Annotated in this window: 17 protein-coding genes; 12 read left to right on the top strand and 5 right to left on the bottom strand. The window is 71.6% G+C overall.

Translation table 11 applies throughout. The annotated features are described in order from the left end of the window. Positions 1–177: 177 nt before the first annotated feature. The 7 genes from ACZ7D7_RS13630 (at position 178) to ACZ7D7_RS13660 (ending at position 8,371) form a co-directional block, all read left to right on the top strand. Positions 178–582, top strand: coding sequence for a DUF6507 family protein (locus ACZ7D7_RS13630; protein ID WP_470824302.1), 405 nt, complete (start codon positions 178–180; stop codon positions 580–582). Then, the gene (locus ACZ7D7_RS13635) at positions 579–3,050 is read left to right on the top strand and encodes a hypothetical protein (RefSeq protein WP_470824303.1); all 2,472 of its coding nucleotides are present in this window, start codon (positions 579–581) and stop codon (positions 3,048–3,050) included. The genes ACZ7D7_RS13630 and ACZ7D7_RS13635 overlap by 4 nt, the downstream gene beginning before the upstream one ends. Further along, positions 3,047–3,907, top strand: a complete 861-nt coding sequence (locus ACZ7D7_RS13640) for an immunity 49 family protein (protein ID WP_470824305.1) — start codon at positions 3,047–3,049, stop codon at positions 3,905–3,907. Before ACZ7D7_RS13635 ends, ACZ7D7_RS13640 begins: the two co-directional genes overlap by 4 nt. 1 nt (position 3,908) lies before the next feature. Further along, on the top strand, positions 3,909–5,345 hold the full coding sequence (locus ACZ7D7_RS13645; RefSeq protein WP_470824306.1) for a DUF6177 family protein: 1,437 nt from the start codon (positions 3,909–3,911) through the stop codon (positions 5,343–5,345). 79 nt (positions 5,346–5,424) lie between these two features. Then, complete coding sequence (locus ACZ7D7_RS13650) at positions 5,425–5,712, top strand: hypothetical protein (RefSeq protein WP_470824308.1); 288 nt, start codon at positions 5,425–5,427, stop codon at positions 5,710–5,712. Continuing rightward, on the top strand, positions 5,709–6,107 hold the full coding sequence (locus ACZ7D7_RS13655; protein ID WP_470824309.1) for a PIN domain-containing protein: 399 nt from the start codon (positions 5,709–5,711) through the stop codon (positions 6,105–6,107). Before ACZ7D7_RS13650 ends, ACZ7D7_RS13655 begins: the two co-directional genes overlap by 4 nt. Before the next feature lie 104 nt (positions 6,108–6,211). Beyond that, positions 6,212–8,371, top strand: coding sequence for a pectinesterase family protein (locus ACZ7D7_RS13660; RefSeq protein ID WP_470824310.1), 2,160 nt, complete (start codon positions 6,212–6,214; stop codon positions 8,369–8,371). A gap of 33 nt (positions 8,372–8,404) precedes the next feature. Here ACZ7D7_RS13660 and ACZ7D7_RS13665 read toward each other — a convergent pair whose 3' ends face one another. The 3 genes from ACZ7D7_RS13665 to ACZ7D7_RS13675 form a co-directional block, all read right to left on the bottom strand. Then, positions 8,405–9,826 carry a sensor histidine kinase gene (locus ACZ7D7_RS13665; RefSeq protein WP_470824311.1) on the bottom strand — a complete coding sequence of 474 codons (1,422 nt, stop codon included), beginning with the start codon at positions 9,824–9,826 and terminating at the stop codon, positions 8,405–8,407. Beyond that, a complete protein-coding gene (locus ACZ7D7_RS13670; RefSeq protein ID WP_470824312.1) occupies positions 9,823–10,554 on the bottom strand; it encodes a response regulator transcription factor in 732 nt (243 codons plus the stop codon). The genes ACZ7D7_RS13665 and ACZ7D7_RS13670 overlap by 4 nt, the downstream gene beginning before the upstream one ends. A gap of 77 nt (positions 10,555–10,631) precedes the next feature. Continuing rightward, entirely contained in the window at positions 10,632–11,633 is a 1,002-nt protein-coding gene (locus ACZ7D7_RS13675; RefSeq protein ID WP_470824314.1) for a S1C family serine protease, read from the bottom strand. A 330-nt stretch (positions 11,634–11,963) separates the two neighbouring features. Between ACZ7D7_RS13675 and ACZ7D7_RS13680 the strand changes: the two genes are divergently transcribed. Then, the gene (locus ACZ7D7_RS13680; RefSeq protein WP_470824316.1) at positions 11,964–13,748 is read left to right on the top strand and encodes a trypsin-like serine protease; all 1,785 of its coding nucleotides are present in this window, start codon (positions 11,964–11,966) and stop codon (positions 13,746–13,748) included. A 76-nt stretch (positions 13,749–13,824) separates the two neighbouring features. Here ACZ7D7_RS13680 and ACZ7D7_RS13685 read toward each other — a convergent pair whose 3' ends face one another. Beyond that, a complete protein-coding gene (locus ACZ7D7_RS13685) occupies positions 13,825–14,847 on the bottom strand; it encodes a LacI family DNA-binding transcriptional regulator (RefSeq protein WP_470824317.1) in 1,023 nt (340 codons plus the stop codon). 85 nt (positions 14,848–14,932) lie between these two features. Then, entirely contained in the window at positions 14,933–15,712 is a 780-nt protein-coding gene (locus tag ACZ7D7_RS13690) for a winged helix-turn-helix transcriptional regulator (RefSeq protein ID WP_470824318.1), read from the bottom strand. Positions 15,713–15,964: 252 nt separating this feature from the next. Between ACZ7D7_RS13690 and ACZ7D7_RS13695 the strand changes: the two genes are divergently transcribed. The 4 genes from ACZ7D7_RS13695 (at position 15,965) to ACZ7D7_RS13710 (ending at position 19,329) form a co-directional block, all read left to right on the top strand. Further along, entirely contained in the window at positions 15,965–16,849 is an 885-nt protein-coding gene (locus ACZ7D7_RS13695) for an alpha/beta hydrolase (protein ID WP_470824319.1), read from the top strand. A 38-nt stretch (positions 16,850–16,887) separates the two neighbouring features. Next, positions 16,888–17,142 (top strand): MoaD/ThiS family protein, encoded by a 255-nt coding sequence (locus ACZ7D7_RS13700; RefSeq protein WP_470824320.1) that lies wholly within the window; start codon positions 16,888–16,890, stop codon positions 17,140–17,142. A 7-nt stretch (positions 17,143–17,149) separates the two neighbouring features. Beyond that, positions 17,150–18,361, top strand: coding sequence for a hypothetical protein (locus tag ACZ7D7_RS13705; protein ID WP_470824321.1), 1,212 nt, complete (start codon positions 17,150–17,152; stop codon positions 18,359–18,361). 230 nt (positions 18,362–18,591) lie between these two features. Beyond that, positions 18,592–19,329 carry an LmeA family phospholipid-binding protein gene (locus ACZ7D7_RS13710; RefSeq protein ID WP_470824323.1) on the top strand — a complete coding sequence of 246 codons (738 nt, stop codon included), beginning with the start codon at positions 18,592–18,594 and terminating at the stop codon, positions 19,327–19,329. Positions 19,330–19,338 lie beyond the last annotated feature (9 nt).

Below are 19,338 nucleotides of genomic sequence, written 5' to 3' on the forward strand. Positions count from 1 at the left end.
GACTTGAACTTCGTTCCTGACGTCGGGCGCCGTGACGTCGTAAGGCTGTCCTGGCAGGCGCGGAATCCAGCCAAGTAGCCCCGCCCACATTGCAGTCGCAACCTTTTGTGCGACAGAATGATCGACATTTCGTGCGCCAAGTGGCGTACATGAGGCTGAAGTTCACCGGGGGATCGTGTGACGGGGTGGGACATCTCTGTGTCCGGCGTCGAGTTCGTGGCGTCGCTCGTGGCGGACGCGATGGACGAGATGGCGAAGGACGTCAAGTCGTACGGCAGGAACATGGAGAGCGCGGTCGCGTCGGCCGGGACCGTCAGTGGGCCGACATGCGGGGTGACGACGCCGACCGGCCCGGTCGGGGCGGCGCTCACCACGTTCGTGCACAGCACCACCAAGGACGTGCTGTTCCTGAACGCCCGCGCCGCCAAGTCGGTCAACGGCGCGCGTGAGGCCATGGGTTGCTACCTCCAGGGGAATCTGGAGATGGCCGCCCACGCCCAGGAAGCCGCCCTGAAGGTGCCGAAGATCGACATGCCCGGCCAGGGCGGGGGCGACGGCGGGGCGAAGGGCGACGCGAAGTGATCGTCCCCGCGGGCATACCGCAGTTCACGGGCGACTTCGAGCAGTTGGAGCGGGACGTCACCGGGCTGCGCAAGAACGCCATCGGCATCCGGAACAACGGCTCGGACATCCACTCCCGCTTCCAAATGATGGAGGCCTTCTACATCGCGCCCGAGGCCGACGCCCTGTTCGCCACCACCCAGCCGGTCATGGACAAGGCCGAGACCTTCGCGACCAAGCTGGAGACGGTGGCCGATGCCCTCGACACCTACGCCGCCGAGGGGGCTCCGCTGGCCAAGCGGCTGGCGGAACTCCAGGAGGAGGCCAAGGCGTTCGCGGCCTCTGTCGAGGGCGACGACGACTGGACCGAGGACGAGGACAGGGTCAGGCGGAACGAGGAGCTGATCGACGAGGTCACGGCCACTCACCTCGCCTTCCAGGAGGCGGAACGCCGCGCCGCCAACAAGATCTCGGCACTCGTGGGCGGCCCGCAATTCGTGGCGGACCACGGCAGCGGCTTCCACCGGCGCAACACCATCACGTACGGCGTCGACAAGAAGCTCCTGGAAGGCGCCGAGGACCTGCCCTGGGGCAGCGTCGACGAGCAGAGCTACGAGGCCTGGACCGCGGGCTGGTTCGGGCACGGGATCAAGAGCGCGCTGTGGGACGGCGTCTACAAGGACGGTATCGAGGCCGGGGTCGTCGGCCTGTGGACGCTGGTCGGCGGCAAGGGTGGCGACGCCGCCGGTGATGCGTGGGGCGGGCTGCTGGATGTCGTGACGGGCATCGGCCTCTACACGGCGACGCCCTACGACGCCCTCATGGACCGGGTCGTCGGCCCGGACAAGGAGAGCGCGGACGAGGTCAGGGCGAAGCGGGCGGCGAAGGAGTTCGGCAAGGGCCTGCTCGCCTGGGACCAGTGGGAGGAGAACCCCGCCCGGGCGGCGGGCACGGTCGGTTTCAACCTCCTCACCCTAGGGGCCGGCCCGCTGATGAAGGCCGGCATGGCGGGCGAGGCGGGCCTGATGTCGAAGAGCGCCACCGCCCTGGGCAAGGCCGGCGTGTACCTCGACCCGATCGCCGTCACCGCGATGGCCACGGGCAAGGCCGTCGGCAAGATACCGACCCTGTCCGAACTCACCTCCCGGCTCACGGCGACCTCTGCGGCCGCGGCCGACGCGCAACGGGTCCACAGCGTCATCGAACTGGACGACGGCTCCCGCGTCGTCGTCGAGAACGGCGAGTTCATCGCGTACGACAAGCACGGCCAGGTCGTGAACTCCAGCGCGCCGCCGGAACGGCCAGGGGCGGAGTCGTCGGCCGCTGACACCACGGCCCACGCACGCGACCGGGAACTCGCCACGGTCGGTGGAGGGCCCCGCGCCGGGGAGTCCACGGTGGGCGGTCCTGGCGGCGGCGGTGGTACGGCGGCTGGTCACGGGGTCGGCGACGGGGCACATCCGGGTGGGGGCAGCGGCGACTCCGGCGGCGGGGGTGCCGGTGCGGGTGCGGGTGCCGCGGACGGCGCCGGCGGGATGGCGGAGAAGGTCGCCGCCGCGCAGCGGGAGGCGGTCCGGCGCCCGGAGTTCATGCGGGACGGGCCCAACCCGTATGGGCCCAGGGGCACCCTGACCCGCGAACAGATCGAGCAGATCCAGGTCTATCGGGCCAATCATGATCCCGACTATCTGAGTCGGCACTACCGGAGAGACGGTACGCGCAAGGATCTCTCCTTCCATGACGAGAGCGGCTTCACACCTCCCCAGCTCACGCGTTTCTCGGACGACGCTCCCTGGATTCGGGCCAAGGATGTTCCGGATCCGCCTGCGCCGCGTTTTCTCGACGGCTCATATCGACAAATGGACGCAGACAGTGTGTCCGACGCCGGTCGTCGGCAGATCCTGGACGACTCCGCTGAGCGGCGCCATCACGCGATTCAAAGAGGCGACCAGGTGGCCACATGGAGGACGGAGGCCGAGCGGATCCATGATGTGCAGGGGACTCCTGAGTCGGCGGTCGGCCTGGAAGAAGCCACAAAGGCTTACAAGGCTGCCCACAAGGAGATGATTGACGCTGCTGAGCAATTCGGTGAGGATGCGGCGCGGCATCATTTCATCGCCGAGCATTACCCCGGCTTCACGGACGAACCGCTTCTGGGCCCGAAGAACGGCAATGATCAGTTCGACCAGGTCTGGACCCACGAGGATGGGCGGGTCGTGGTGGTCGAGGCCAAGAGCAGTGTGAACACGGATTTGGGTAGACGTACGCTGCCCGACGGTACGCAGGTCTCGCAGGGGAGTCGTGAATACTTCGATGACATCATGGAGCAGATGAGGCATCGGGGCGAGTGGGACCTGGTCAGCCGCATGGAAGAAGCGCTGGATACAGGAAAGTTGGAGTACGTCCTGGTCAAGGGCGAGAAAAACGCAGGGGCATACAATGGCCTCCGGTATCGACGATTTGACATCAGTAAGGGGACTCTTACGTGACCGTGTACTTTCCTCGGCATGAGCTGAATCGACCCGAGCCGGAGCGCTATGCGGAGCAGTTCCATGAGTATCTGGTCAAGCGAATCGACAAGCTTGAGACATCAAGCGCCGTTATTGATGGCACGTTTCAGGCGTCTGTCATGTACCTCAGGGCCCGCTGCCTGGTCGATCCGCCGGCGGCCAAGGCCGAGACCTGGGACGCCGCCGTCAACGCCATGCAGATGGGTTCGGCGTTCTTCGCGGCGACGGGAGTGAGCGAAGGCACCGTCGAGTGCCGCATCAATCGCAAGGTCCGCACCATCCCTGCGATCGGCACGCTTCCGACTGCCAACGCGGGTGCGTGGTTGTCCGCGTTCTGGTTGGCGGTGATCTGCCGGGAGCCTGACCGGATGACGCAGTTGTGTGAGATTCCGGTGGACAGGCTTCGGGTGACCGAGGGGATCGTCGACGAGTACATCTACCTGTGGGTCGACACCCTCCAGACCTACTGGCTCCAGCGTCCCGGCCTCGTCGAGAAGCTCACCGCGACCTTCGACGCCTCCCACCCCGACGTGGCCACGGTAGCCCCGCGTGATCTCCTCGATAACGTTCTGTATCCGCCGATCAACCTCTTCTATCGCCTTATTCGCAGGGACGTGGAGGGCTTCAGCCCGGCCCTGGAGGAGGCGCTGCACCTGCACCGCGCCTATTGGACGGCGACGGAGGAGCGTAGCTCCCACATCGACGGTGCACTCCCTCTCGGCCCTCTCGCCATCGCCTGCTGGGCCTACGACGGCAAGTTCCCCATCAACGTCGAGTCCGAGTACCTCCCCAAGCACCTCCTCCAGCACGACTGGCTCGGCGAGTACCCCACCTGACATGACCAAGGACGTCATAGCCCTCACGCCCAGGATGCCCGACCTCCGGACCTTGCTCGCGGGGCTCTACGCCGGCGGGCCGGAGGTCGGTGTGGGGGCGACCGCCGACGGCGCCGTCGTGCAGCTGTGCGGCGCCGACGGGCGGCCCCTCGTGTCCGTCGAGGCGCCCGTTCTCGTGCAGGTGCCCGGTGAGACGGCGCGGTTGCTGGGCAACGGGCACGGGCAGGACGAGCCTGTGTGGTGGACCGAGGCCCGCGCCTCCACCGCCGTCGAGGAGGCCGGGCGGCTCGCCGGGTCGTTCGCCGGGCGGCTCGCCACCGTGCTCGGTGGCACCGTATGGCCGGCGCACGCCGCGAGCACCGAGGTGGTCTCGCCGGCTGGCGACGTGGCCGCCGTCCCCGTCCCGGCCACCGCGCACCCCGCCGTGGACGTCCTCACCGACGCCGCGGTCGTCGTCATCCAGGACCGCCCCCTCGTCCCCATGACGTCCTGGCTCTCCGACGCCCTCCGCCTCGCCGCCGACACGGGCCGGGCCCTGCAGATCGTCACGCCGCCCGGCGCCCGCCTCACCCTCCCCACCCGCGCAGCCCTGCGCGGGCTGCCCAACAGGTGGGTCGTCAAGGATCCCGAGTGCGGGTACTACGACGGTCTCTCCGGGGCCGTGCTCCATTGGCAGGGCGGTGTATTCAGCCCCGTGCGGGACGCGCAGGGAAACGGCACCCTCGCCGACGCCTATGGCCGCGCAGCCCGTCCGACCCGCGAGCGGCAGCTTCTGCTCACCCTCCGAACCCGCCACGCCCCGACCACCGGCCTCACCCTCGGCCGAGCCCTCGAAGCCGTCTTCCGGCATCTCACCGGCGAGCCGCCCGCCGGGTGGAGCACGGCCGAGCCCGTCAATCTGCCCTGGTCCACACGGCAGTTGACCGACCTCGCTCGCTCGCGCGCACCGCGCCCCACCTGGCTCGTCGCCGTCGGCCGCGCCGACCGCACCGCGCTGGCCACCCTGCGCGTGACGCGCACGCCGGGCGGTGTGGAGGAGGACATGTCCGTGGCCGTCGGGTATGGGGCCGACGAGGAACCACCCCTCGACGCCGTCGAGCCGCTGGCCGCCGAACTCGACGCCGAGCACGGCCTGGTCAACCTCCTCACCACCCTGCGGGCCGCCCGCCGCGACCTGACCGTCCCCGCCTGCGTCGAGGCCCCGCCGTATCCCGTCTCGTTGACCGTGGGCCACGGCGAGGTCCGGCGTATCGGCATCGACGGCACCCCAGCCGGCCCGCCGGACGCCCCCTCAGCTGTCAGACTCGGCCGCCCCACCGAGCCCGCCCTCCACTACCGGCTGGGGGACGGCACGCAGAGCACGGCGTGGGCCGGGCTCCGTGCGCTGGTCGCCCAGTGGGGCCCCGAGGGGGAGTCCGGGGCTTCAGCGGCGCCGTAGGTGACGAGCCGGCTCGTCGAGCAGCGCGATCCCTCCACTGCCGGTCTCCTCGATCCCGTAGCGGCGCTATGGTGGGACCATGGCTGAACACACGACGATTCAGGTGCCCCGGGACACCCGTGACCACCTCGCGAAGGTCGCGAAGGAGCGGGGCATGACGCTGGGGCAGCTGGTCGAGGAACTGGCAGCCCAGCAGCTCACCGCCGACCAGATCGCGGAACGGGTCGCCGCTACACGGAAAGTGCTGCGTGAGCGTATGGGCTGCACGTTGACCGACGAGGAGTTCGACCAGGCGCCGGACGTCCGGGCCAACATCTACGCGATGGCCGCCGAGAAGATGCACGAGGGGCGAGGCAGGGCCGCGTGATCCTTCTCGACACGGGCGCGGTCGTGGCGCTCGCGCGGGGGCACCGCGCCCTGCACCTCCTCGCCGACAACGTGGCACGTACGCCGGGCGACTGGTTGCACATCCCCGCCCTGTGTCTGATGCATGCGGAGTCGACGGAGAAAGGCATCGCGAGCGACGTACTCGCCCTTCCGGGCATCATGGTCGACCCACTGAGCCAGACGGCGGCGGCGGCCGTCGGAAGCATGATCAGGGACGGGTGGGGCGGACCGGACACGTGCCACGCGCTCTACGTCGCCACGCCCCATCTGGAGACGGGCGGAATGTCGATCATCCTGACCAGCCGGGAGGACGACTACCCTCCCGGGTTCCTCACGGTGGACATCGACTCTCCGGGCATGCTCGGCTTCCACTGACGCCGATTCCGCACGACGCCAGTCAATGAGTCGCGGCAACCTTTCCGCCCCGGGCGGCAACCGGCCAACGGTTGGTATCCCCCCCCCACGGAACGGAGTTCCGCATGACTCAGGCCCGCAGCAAGGCTCGTGCACGGCATCGCAGAGGCAGGACGGCGCTGGCGGTCGCGGTGCCGGTGGTCCTGGCGGCCGCCGGGACCCTCGCGTACGGCGCGGATCTCGGCGCGTTCGGCGACGGCGCCCAGCAGCGAGCCTCCGCAGCGACGGCTGCCACGACGGCCGCCAAGACGGCCACCGGCGCTGCCCCCGCACCGGCCTGGGCATCGGCCACTGCCGACGGCTTCGCCTCCGTCAGCTCGCTCGGGCAGAACGGCACGTACGGCGGTCGCGACGGCCGGACCGTCACGGTGCGCACGCAGGCGGAGCTGGAGAAGTACGCGACGGCGGCCGAGCCGTACGTCATCGTCGTGGCCGGAGCCATCGACGTCGCGCCCGTCGGCAAGGAGATCAAGGTCGCCTCCGACAAGACGATCGTCGGGGCCGGGACCGCCGGTCACATCGTCGGGGGAGGTTTCTTCCTCGGGCCCGGCGTGCACAACGTGATCATTCGGAACCTCACGATCCGGGACACGTACCAGGGCGTGTGGAACGACAAGGACCACGACTTCGACGCCATCCAGATGGACGGCGCCCACCACGTCTGGATCGACCACAACGACCTGCGGCGCATGGCGGACGGCCTGATCGACGTCCGCAAGGACAGCACGAACGTGACCGTGTCCTGGAACAAGCTCAGCCAGGACAACAAGGCCTTCGGCATCGGCTGGACCGAGAACGTCAAGACGGACATCACGATCCACCACAACTGGATCCGCGAGACCGAGCAGCGCAACCCGTCCACGGACAACGCCGCGCACGCGCACCTCTACAACAACTTCCTGGAGGACGTGGCCGGCACGGACATCACGTCGTCCTACGGCAACTACTCCCGCGGCGCGACGAAGATGGTCCTGGAGAACAGCTACTTCCAGGGCGTCAACAACCCCGTCATCAAGGACGCGACCGCGGCGATCGTGCAGCGCGGAAACGTGTTCAAGGGCACGTCCGGGCGGAACGAGAGCGGCGGCACCGCCTTCGATCCCCAGGCCTTCTACTCGTACGCCCTCGATCCGGCGGCGGACGTGCCCGCGCTGCTGAAGTCCGGTGCCGGCCCCCGCCCGACGATCGGCACGACCGCCCCCACCACCTCCGCCCCCGCCACCTCCGCCCCCGCCACCTCCACCCCCGCCACGAAGGCCGCCGCCGCGACCACCCTCACCGTGGCCAAGGACGGCTCCGGCCAGTACAGGACCGTGCAGGCCGCCGTGAACGCCGTGCCCGCCGGGAACACCTCCCGCGTCGTCATCACCGTGAAGCCGGGCACGTACCGCGAGACGGTGAAGGTCCCCTCCAACAAGCCGCACGTCACCATCCAGGGCACCGGCGCCAGCCGCAAGGACACGGTGATCGTCTACAACAACGCGTCGGGGACGCCGAAGCCGGACGGTTCGGGCACGTACGGCACGTCGGGCAGCGCCACGGTCGCCGTCGAGGCGGACGACTTCCAGGCCCGCAACCTGACCATCTCCAACGACTTCGACGAGGCCGCGAACCAGCACCTGTCCGGCCACCAGGCGGTGGCGCTGCGCACGGCCGCCGACAAGGTCTTCCTCGACGGCATCATCACGACCGGCGACCAGGACACGCTGCTGCTGGACACGGCCGCGAAGGACCGGCTGGGCCGGGTCTACATGAGCAACTCGTACGTCGTCGGCAACGTCGACTTCGTCTTCGGGCGGGCCACGGCGGTCATCGACAGGTCCGTCCTCACCCTGAAGAAGCGCTGGAACGGCACGTCGGCGGGCTACATCACGGCGCCCAGCACGGCGGCCAACCGCAAGGGCTTCCTCATCAGCCGCTCGACGGTCAACGGCGACGTGTCCCCGTCCAGCTTCTACCTGGGCCGGCCCTGGCACGCGGGCGGCGACGCGACCCTCGACCCGCAGACCACGGTCCGCGACACCACCCTGAGCGCGGCGATCAAGTCCACGCCGTGGACCGACATGAGCGGCTTCTCCTGGAAGGACGACCGCTTCGCCGAGTACCGCAACTCCGGCCCCGGCGCGGGCGCCCCGTCCTCCGACCGGCCCCACCTGACCGACGCCCAGGCGGCCGACCAGGAAGTCGCCGACTGGCTGGCGGGCTGGACGCCCTCGGCGTCCTGACGCCGTAACGCCCGCTCTGGTGCTGCGGCCTCCCTACGGCAACTCCGGCGGCGGCACCGGCGCCCCCGGCAACCGGATCGTCGCCACCGTGCCGCCGCCCTCCGCCGGGGACAGCCGTACCTCGCCGCCCGCCTGCTGCACCGTCCGCGCCACGATCGACAGGCCGAGGCCCGAACCGGGCAGGGCGCGGGCGCTCGGGGAGCGCCAGAAGCGGTCGAAGACGTGGGGGAGTTCGTCGGGCGGGATGCCGGGGCCGTGGTCGCGGACGGTCAGGACGCCGGCCGTGAGCAGCACCTCGACGGTCCCGCCCTCCGGGCTGAACTTCACCGCGTTGTCCAGCACGTTGACCACGGCCCGCTCCAGCGCCGACGGCTCCGCCCGGACGTACCACGGCTCGACGTCCGCCGTGATCGTCAGCTCGGGGCCGCGCAGCCGCGCCCGGCGCAGCGCGTGCTCGACCGTCTCGTGGAACGCCAGCACCTGCGCCCCGCCGACGTGCTGACCGGTGTCGGGGCGCGACAGCTCCTGGAGGTCCCCGATCAGCGCCGCCAGCTCCGTCATCTGCGCCTTCACGGACGCGAGCAGTGCCTTGCGGTCCGCCTCCGGGAGGGGCCGGCCGGTCTCCTCGCTGCGGCTGAGCAGTTCGATGTTCGTCCGCAGGGAGGTCAGCGGGGTGCGCAACTCGTGCCCGGCGTCGGCGATGAGCTGCTGCTGGAGGTCGCGGGACGACGCGAGGGAGGCGGTCATCGAGTTGAACGACCGGGACAGCCGGGCCACTTCGTCGTCGTTGTCGTCCTCCACGGGGATGCGGATGCCGAGGTCCTCGGTGCGGGCGACCTCCTCCACGGCCTCGGTGAGCTCGTCCACCGGCCGCAGCCCCGCCCGTGCGACGGCCAGCCCGGCCGCCCCGGCGCCGACGACGCCGATGCCGGACACCACGAGCAGCAGCAGGGCCAGTTCGTCGAGGGTGTTCTCGGTGTCCTCCAGCGGCAGCCCGATCAGCAGGGCGACGCCGTCGGCCAGCGGGACCGTCATCGTGCGCACCGGGTTGCCCTCGGTGTCCTTGGCGTTGCGGAACCGCAGCGCGTTGTCCGGGTTCTCGGCCGCGTCGACGTCGGCGGAGGCGACCTTCACCGCGCCCGCGGAGCCCTCGAAGAGGCAGTACTCGCCGTCGGACGTGACCAGTTGGAGGTAGGGCCGGTATCGCGGGCCGGGCTGCAGCGTGCCGTCGGGCACCTGCGTGCAGTTGTCCAGCGTGGACTGCACCTGCGGGACGGACACCCGGACGTTGCCGTAGCGCAGGTTGTCGTCGATCTCGCCGTACAGCTTGCCCTGCACGATGAACCAGCACGTCACCGAGACGGCCGCCACCGCGAACGCCACGGCCGCCGCCACCAGCAGCGACAGTCTCGCCCGCAGGGGCAGCGCGCGGAACCGGCGCACCAGCCGGGTCACTCGGCGCCGCCCTGCCGCAGGACGTAGCCCACACCCCGCACCGTGTGCACGAGCCGCGGTTCGCCGCCCGCCTCCGTCTTGCGGCGCAGGTACATCACGTACACGTCCAGGGAGTTGGACGACGGCTCGAAGTCGAAGCCCCACACCGCCTTGAGGATCTGCTCCCGGGTGAGGACCTGGCGCGGATGCGCCATGAACATCTCCAGCAGCGTGAACTCGGTGCGCGTCAGTTCCACCGGCCGCCCGCCCCGCGTGACCTCCCGGGTCGCGAGGTTCATGCGCAGGTCGGCGAAGGTGAGCGCGTCGTCGTCCTGGGCGGCGTCCGCGACGGCCGCGGCGTAGGAGCTGCGCCGCAGCAGGGCGCGGATCCGGGCGAACAGCTCGTCCAGCTCGAACGGCTTGACCAGGTAGTCGTCGGCGCCCGCGTCGAGCCCGGTCACCCGGTCGCCGACCGTGTCGCGGGCGGTCAGCATCAGGATCGGCGTCGTGTCGCCGGCGCCGCGGATCCGGCGGGCGGCGGTCAGCCCGTCCATGCGGGGCATCTGGATGTCGAGGACCACCAGGTCGGGCCGGTAGGCGGCGGCCTTCTCCAGAGCGTCGGCGCCGTCGACGGCGACCTCGGTGTCGTACCCCTCGAAGGCGAGGCTGCGCCGGAGGGCCTCGCGGACCGCCGGCTCGTCGTCGACGATCAGGATGCGCTGGGTGTGCTCGCCTTCGGCGGAGGTCATGGGCTCGGGTTCCTCGGAATGCGGTGGGACACGGGCGGGACGCCTTCAGCGTCGCACGTTTCGCCGGACCGGCGGGGTCAGCGGGTCGCGCCCGCGCGCAGCTCGGCCAGGTCCGCCTTGACGGTGTCGATCGGGACGGCGAAGCCGAGGCCGACGCTGCCCGTCTGCCCCGACGAGCTCTGCGCGGCGGAGGAGTACATCGCGGAGTTGATCCCGATGACGTTGCCGTTCATGTCGATGAGGGCGCCGCCGGAGTTCCCGGGGTTGAGGGAGGCGTCCGTCTGGATCGCCTTGTACGTCGTCGTGGCCGACCCGGTGTCGCCGTTGAACTCCCGCCCGTCGAACTCGAACGGCCAGTCGCCGCCGCCCCGCTGCTGTTGCCGTCCCTCCTCCGTGGAGACGGTGACGTCGCGGTCGAGGGCGGAGACGATGCCGCTGGTGACGGTGCCGGTCAGGCCCTCGGGCGAGCCGATCGCCACGACCTCGTCGCCGACCCGCACCCCGGCGGAGTCGCCGAGCGTCGCCGCCTTGAGGCCGGACGCCTCCTTCAGCTTGATCAGCGCGAGGTCCTTGCCGCTGTCCGTGCCGACGACCTCGGCGTCGTACTCCTTGCCGTCGTGCGTCGTCACCTTGATCGAGGAGGCGCCGGACACCACGTGGTCGTTGGTGACGATCTCGCCGTCCCCGGTGATGATCACGCCGGAGCCGGTGGAGGACCCGGCGTTCGACCGCGCGTCGACTTCCACGATGCTCGGGCCGACCGCCTCGGCGACCCCGGCGACCGTGCCCTTGTCGGCCGCCGGCACGACGCCGGTGCTGGTGGAACTCGACGCGACCGCCTCGGCGCCGGCCAGTTCCTGGATCCCGTACGCGGTGCCGCCACCGACGGCCGCCGCGACGATCGCCACGGCGGCGAGCAGCGACACCGACCCCCGGGCCCGCCGCTTCCGCGACGCGGGCGGCGCGGAGGGCGCGGGCGGCTGCGTCGGCGGCTGCGCGGGCGGAGGCGGCCACTGCTGGTTCTGGAACTCACCGGACGGGTCCTCGTACTCGCCGCTGCGGCGGAAGCTCTCGGTCATGCCGTCGAGCTTCCGCCGCGTCGATGAGAGGTTCCTGAGGCCCGCCTGAGAAGCCCGGCAGAACCTCGTATGCCCGGCATAAGGCCGGAAGGCAGAAGCCGGAAGGCAGAAGCCGGAAGGCAGAAGCCGGAAGGCAGAAGCCGGAAGCGCGCCGTACGAAACCGGAACCACCCCGACCGGGAACGCGAGGTTGCCACCGCGTGATCCCCCGGCGCCGCCCGGACGAAGACTTCGCGGACCGCCGTGAAGCAGGTGTGAAGACGGCGCGGAGCCGCAATCTTGGTTGGCTCAAGGTCACTTCGACCTCTCACACCTCTTCAGGAGCCCTGAGTGATACGTGCCCTGCGCAGCCGCTGGAGACGCCCCGCCCTGGCGCTTCCCGCGACTGCTCTTGCGCTCGCCCTGAGCTGCGCCGGCCTCTTCGCCGCACCGATCGCGACCGCCGCGCCCGCGACCGCCCCGGCCGCCGCGGACGAGCCCGGACTTCCCGGACCGCCCGGCGCCGGCCTCACCGCCCGCGCCTCCGCCCCGCGCCCCACCGCCGACGCCGGCGAACTGCGCGACCGCGTGCGCGCGGCGGCGAAGGACCAGGCCACCGAGACGACGACGCCCGCGAAGACGCCGTTCATCATCGGCGGCGGCGAGACGACGATCAGTGCCGCGCCCTGGATGGTCCAGCTCGCCTACTACGACGACCTCACCGGCGAGGGCTCCTTCTGCGGCGGCACCCTCGTCGCGCCCTCCAAGGTCCTCACCGCGGCCCACTGCGTCGCCGGTCTCGACTGGGAGACCAACGGCGCCGTCCTCGCCGGGACGACCGACCTGTACGGCACGAGCGGCACCGTCGCCGGCGTCTGGTCGCAGTGGAACCACCCCCGCTACAACGACGCGACCATCCAGCACGACGTCGCGGTCATCACCCTCGACCGCCCCCTGCCGGGGCCGTGGCTGCGGCTGGCCGCCTCCGACGACAGCGCCCTGTACAAGCCGGGCACCAGCGCCAAGGCCTACGGCTGGGGCCTGACCTCGGGCGCGGACGGCGCCGACCTCTCGGCGCGGCTGAAGACCGCGACGCTGCCGCTGGTCTCCGACAGCACCTGCGACAGCGCCATGCGGACCGTCCTCGGTGAGGACTTCTTCATCGCGGGCTCGATGGTCTGCGCCGGAACCCCGGCCACCGGCACCGACGAGGGCACCACGAGCCCCTGCAACGGCGACTCCGGCGGTCCCCTGGTCGCCGGCGGCAAGATCGTCGGCATCGTGTCCTGGGGCGTCGCCGGCTGCACCGCGCGCGGCGCCTACCCGGTGTTCACCAAGGTCTCGTCGTACACCTGGGCCGCCCAGCCCCGCGTCGACGACAGCGACCTGTCCTACGACGGCCGCGCCGACCTGCTGGCCCGGACGCCGTCCGGCGGGCTGTTCGAGCAGGACAGCCGGGGCACCTCGCTGGCCCGGCGGGCCTACGTGGGCAGCGGCTGGCAGTACGCCTCCTGGGCCCTCCAGGCCGACCTGGACCGCGACTGGTTCCAGGACCTGATCATGCGGGACAAGACCGACGGGAAGCTGTACCGCCGGTACCTGGACCACACCACGCAGGAGTGGACCTGGATGCGGATCAGCAGCGTCTGGGGCGGCTACAAGTCGTACGCGGTCCCCGGCGACATGACCGGCGACTCCCGCCCCGACCTGGTCGCGGTGGACGCCGACGGCTCGGTCTACCTGTACCCGGGCAAGGGCACCGGCGAGTTCTACGGCAAGGTCAAGGTCGTCGACCGCGCCTGGAAGGGCGTGAAGATCTTCGGCCGGGGCGACCTGTCCGGCGACGGCAAGGCCGACCTGCTGGTGCGCAACGGCTCCGGCGTCCTGTACCTGTACCGGGGCACCCAGCGCGAGCACACCCCGTGGTCGACCCGCGTCCAGGCCCGCACCGGCTGGAACTTCACGTCCTACGTGGCCAACGGCGACGTGACGGGCGACGGCATCGCCGACGTCATGGCCCGCGACTCGGGCGGCACGCTGTGGCTCTACCGCGGCACGAACAAGGCGTCGAGCAGCCTGTTCTCGTCCCGCGTCAGCCTGGGCACCGGCTTCAACCAGTACAACCTGCTGTTCTGATCTCGCGGGCACGCGCGACGACGGCCCGGTCCCGCACCCGCGGGGCCGGGCCGTCCGGTCGTGCGGAGGAGGCGCTTCAGGCGCAGCCGCAGGAGCGGCGGACCACCAGGCGGGACGGGAACACCTTCAGGCGTTCGCGGCGCGAGCCCGCCACGCGCAGGCCGTCGTCCAGGACGAGGTCCACGGCGGCCCGCGCCATCGCGGAGCGGTCGGAGGCGACCGTCGTCAGCGGCGGGTCGGTCAGCGCGGCTTCCTTGATGTCGTCGAAGCCGGCCACCGCCAGCTCGCCGGGAACGTCGATGCGCAGCTCGCGGGCCGCGCGCAGCAGGCCGATGGCCTGGTCGTCGGTGGAGCAGAAGATGGCGGGCGGGCGCCTCGGGCCCGCGAGGATCTCCAGGCCGATCCGGTAGGCGTCGTAGCGGTTGTACGGCGCCTCGAACAGCCGGCCCTCGGTGGATATCCCGGCCTCGGCCATCGCGCGCCGCCAGCCCTCGACGTGGTCGGAGACGGGGTCGCCGACGGCCGGGGTCTCGGCGGTGCCGCCGACACAGGCCACGTAGTCGTAGCCGTGTTCCAGGAGGTGGCGGACGGCGAGCTGGGCGCCGCCCAGGTCGTCGGTGGTGACGGCGACGTCGTCGATGGCCTCGGGCCGCTCGTGCAGCAGGACGACCCGGGCGTCCCAGGCGTCGATCTCGGCGGCGGCCTGGTCGTTGAGCGCGTGGCTGACGAGGATCAGGCCGGAGACCCGCATGCCGAGGAAGGCCCGCAGATAGTGGACCTCGCGCTCGGCGACGTAGTCGGTGTTGCCGACCAGGACCATCTTTCCGCGCTCGGCCGCGGCCCATTCGACCGCGTGCGCCATCTCCCCGAAGAAGGGCTGGCGCGCGTCGGGAATGATCAGGCCTATGAGGTCGGTGCGCCGCGAGGCCATCGCCTGGGCGACCCGGTCGGGGCGGTACCCCAGCTCCTTGATCGCCGCGAGGACACGCTCGCGCGTTGCCGGGGCGACCGGCCGGGGTCCGTTGTTGATGACGTAACTGACGACGGCGGTGGAAGTCCCCGCGAGCCGTGCCACATCATCCCGAGTCACCTTGGCCACGCGCGGAGTCTACGCGGATGGACCCGCCGTGGGCAGGGCGGAAGAGGGCCGCTTTCGGCTCCCCGGCGCCCCGCCCGGGCGGTTCCTACGCGTCCGCCGGGGCCTCGGCGGTGACCGGAGAGGCCGCTTCGCCGGTGATGTCGGGCTTTGACCGCTCTGCCGTGGCCTTGGCCTCCTCGGCGGCGCGGTCGGCCTTCTCGGGCGTAACGAATCGATAACCGACGTTCCGGACGGTTCCGATCAGCGACTCGTGCTCGGGGCCGAGCTTCGCCCGCAGCCGCCGTACGTGCACGTCGACCGTCCGGGTGCCGCCGAAGTAGTCGTAGCCCCAGACCTCCTGGAGCAGCTGGGCGCGCGTGAAGACGCGGCCGGGGTGCTGCGCGAGGTACTTGAGGAGCTCGAACTCCTTGAAGGTCAGGTCCAGGACCCGGCCCTTGAGCTTGGCGCTGTACGTCGCCTCGTCCACCGAGAGGTCGCCGTTGCGGATCTCCATCGGGGAGTCGTCGTTGACGATCTGCTGCCGGCCCATCGCCAGTCGCAGCCGTGCCTCGACCTCGGCCGGCCCGGCGGTGTCCAGCAGGACGTCGTCGATGCCCCAGTCGGCGGTGACGGCCGCGAGGCCGCCCTCCGTGACGACGAGGACCAGCGGGCAGCCGGGGCCCGTGGAGCGCAGCAGCTGGCACAGGCTGCGGACCTGCGGGAGGTCGCGGCGGCCGTCGACGAGGATGACGTCGGCGCCGGGGGTGTCGACGAGGGCGGGTCCCTCCGCCGGGGCGACGCGGACGTTGTGCAGCAGCAGGCCGAGGGCGGGAAGCACCTCCGTCGACGGCTGGAGGGCATTGGTCAGGAGCAGCAGAGAGCTCATCGCGCTCCACCTGCCCGGGTCGTCCTGCGTTCGTGCACGGTTCGCTCGCCCATAACGTCTGGTTCCTCCTCGGTCCCTGCGAGGACGTTTTCGGCACTGCTTCGTACTGTGCGGTTCCCGCGCCCCTGGGATCCGCCATGCGTCCGACGCCCGTACACCCGCGGTTTCCCGCTTCGTATACAACGCTTCCGAAAGCACAAAAGGACCCGGGGGCTACGCTGCCCGAGTCCTCTGCCCAGCAGAATAGCCGACATGACCCTTTCTCCGGCAGGTCGTGTGGTCCGTTCCACGGCGCGTCCGCATCCCGAGACGGGTGGCGGCGCCCGTTTGCGGACCTTTCTGTGCACGTCGGACGGGGTGCGCATCGATTCCGTATACGACCCGGGAACGGTCGTATACGACTCGAGAACACCCGTACGGGACCCTGGCGAGCCTTCTTCCTCCGACCGCCCCGCCCTCGTCGTCGCGCACGGCTTCACCGGGGACGCGGACCGGCCGCACGTGCGCCGCGTCGCGGCGGCGTTCGCGCGGTACGGGGCCGTGGTGACGTTCTCCTTCCGCGGTCACGGGGCGTCCGGCGGGCGGTCCACGGTCGGCGACCGGGAGGTGCTGGACCTCGCGGCGGCGGTCGCCTGGGCGCGCGAGCTCGGGCACGAGCGGGTGGTCACCGTCGGGTTCTCGATGGGCGGCTCGGTGGTGCTGCGGCAGGCGGCGCTGTACGGCCGGTCCGGCGGGCTGCACCCGGACGCGGTGGTGTCCGTGAGCGCGCCCGCCCGCTGGTACTACCGGGGCACCGCCCCCATGCGGCGCCTGCACTGGCTGGTCCAGCGGCCCGCGGGGCGGCTGGTGTCCCGCTACGGCCTGCGCACCCGCATCCACCACCGGGACTGGGACCCGGTCCCGCTGTCGCCGGTCGAGGCGGTGCCGCGGATCGCGCCGACGCCGCTGCTCGTGGTGCACGGCGAGCGGGACGGCTACTTCCCCGTCGACCACCCCCGGACGCTGGCCGCCGCGGCCGGCGACCACGGCGAACTCTGGCTGGAACCGGGCATGGGCCACGCCGAGCACGCGGCCGACGAGGCCCTGCTGCACCGCATCGGCGACTGGGCCGCCGCCCGGGCCGGCGAGGCGGGCTAGCCTTTCGCTGTCCGTCACCGAATCGATTGAGGATCCAGATGGCAGAGGTCACGGTGCGCTACTGGGCCGCCGCGAAGGCCGCCGCCGGGGTGGCCGAGGAGCCGTACGACGCCGCCACGCTCGCCGAGGCGCTCGACGCGGTGCGCGAGCGGCACCCCGGTGAACTGACGCGCGTGCTGCTGCGTTGCTCGTTCCTCGTCGACGGTGACCCCGTGGGCACCCGCGCGCATGAGACGGTACGGCTGGCCGACGGCGGCACGGTCGAAGTGCTCCCGCCGTTCGCAGGAGGATGAGCGACCGATGACGAACCAGCCGTACGAGGGCCCCTACGGGGGCTACGACCCGCACGGGCAGCACCAGCACCCGCAACACCAGCACCCGCAGCAGCAGTACGCGCAGGAGCCGTACACGCAGCAGTGGCAGGGCCGGACGTGGGACCCGCAGCCGCAGCCGCAGCCGCCGGCCTCCGCGGAGGAGACGGCGTACCTGCCGCAGCAGGACGCGTACGGACAGGGGCGGCACGAGCAGGCCCACGGCGTTCAGGGTCCGCATCAGCCTCAGCCCCAGCCGCAGGCCGCGTACGGGCAGGGGCACGCGCACGCCCACGGGGTCCCGCACGCCCACGGGGTCCAGCCCCAGCCGCAGGCCGCGTACGCGCAGCCGTACCCACGGCCGGCGGCGACGGAGCCCGTGTCCTCGCCCGCGACCCCGGCCGGTGGGGAGCCGGCGTTCGGCGCCGCCACCCTCGGCGGGAACACCCGCGTGACGGACGCCCAGCGGGCCCGCGCCGAGGGCCGCTCGCCGATCATCGACCCGGGCATGCAGCCCGCGGCGCTCACGGCGGTGCTGGGCCTGCTGCTGGCCGGCACCGCGGCGATCGGCACGTACGCCCTGCTGGTCCCGCTGGTGCTGCTCCAGGCGGTGACGGCGGCGGGCTGGTTCCGGCTGAACGGCATGTGGCCCGCCCGGCAGGGCATCGCGCTGGGCTTCGCGGGCGCGCTGGCCGCGGACGCGGCGCTGCTGCTGTCGGACCGCGCCCCGTCGGCGATCCTCGGCACGCTGGGCGTGTGGGTGCTGCTGGCGCTGGTGCTCCAGCTCCGCTCGCACGCGGACCCGGACGAGCGGATGTACGGCCTGATGGCGACGGTCGCCGCCGCGGCGCTGGCCATCGTGGCCGGCGGCTGGCTCGCGGCCGACGCGGACGCGGTGTCGGTCGGCGCGGTCGGGGTGGCCGTGGCCGTCCTGGCCCGGGCGCTGCCGCTGCCGACCCCCGCGTCGGTGGTCGTGGCCCTGCTCGCGGCGGCGGGAGCGGGCATCGCGGTGGGCGGCCTGACGGGCCTCGGCGCGTCCGGCGCGCTGCTGGGCGGGGGCGCGGCGGTCTGCGCCCTGATCGGCCACCGCGTCGCGGCCTACGACTACCCGTCCCGCTTCGTCCACTTCACAGCGGGCGTGGCCCTCCCCCTCGCGGCGGCGGCCCCGGCGGTGTACGTCCTGGGCCGGGCCCTGACCTGACCCGACCGGCGGCCACTGCGGGGTGCCCCCACGGGCCGCCGGCTCCGGCGAACGGCTGAAGGGACCCGCACGCACCGGCGACGGCCCGTGCGTGCGGGTCCTGTCACAGGTGATCGACAATTCCCCTGCCCCGGCCCCCGGCAGGGCTACGCTCGGCGTTCGACGGCCACCGGTCGTCACGACCGATCGTCGTCGATGACCGCCGGACCCGGGCCAGGTGGGGGACACACATGCGCGCACTGCGAATACTGCTGATCGTCGTCGTGATCCTCGGCGGGCTGTTCGTCATCGTCGACCGCGTCGCGGTGACCCTCGCCGAGGGCGAGGCGGCGGACAAGCTGCGGACCACCGAGAACCTCGCCGACACCCCGGACGTGTCCATCAAGGGCTTCCCGTTCCTCACCCAGCTCGCCGGCGGCGAGTTCGACGAGGTGGAGGTCGGCATCGAGAACTACGAGGCCGCCACCGGCAGCGGCGACGAGAAGATCCGCATCGCCGACCTCACCGCCCGCATGAAGGGCGTCGAGTTCTCCGGCGACTACAGCGCCGCGACCGCCGCCACCGCGACCGGCACCGCCACCATCGCGTACGACGAACTGCTGAAGACCGCCAAGTCCGAGCCGACCCGCGTCGCCCCGGGCGTCACCGCGAAGGTCGTGGGCCTCTCCGACGGCGGCAACGGCAAGATCAAGGTCGCGGTGGAGGCCACGCTGTTCGGCACCAAGCTCCCCGAACCGGTCTACGTGCTCAGCACCGTCAAGGTCGAGGGCGACTCCGTGCGCGTCGACGCCGACGCCCTGCCCAGGCTCGGCAGCGTCGAACTCCCGGAGTCCCGGGTCCGCTCGATCACGGACTTCGAGCAGCGCATCGACGAGCTGCCCGGCGGCATCGAGCTCGACAAGGTCGAGGCCGCGGAGAACGGCGTCGAGATCTCGGTGAAGGGTTCGAACGTCAAGCTCGCCGGGTAGCCCGTCCTC

This window comes from Streptomyces sp. NPDC037054, from assembly GCF_055606745.1.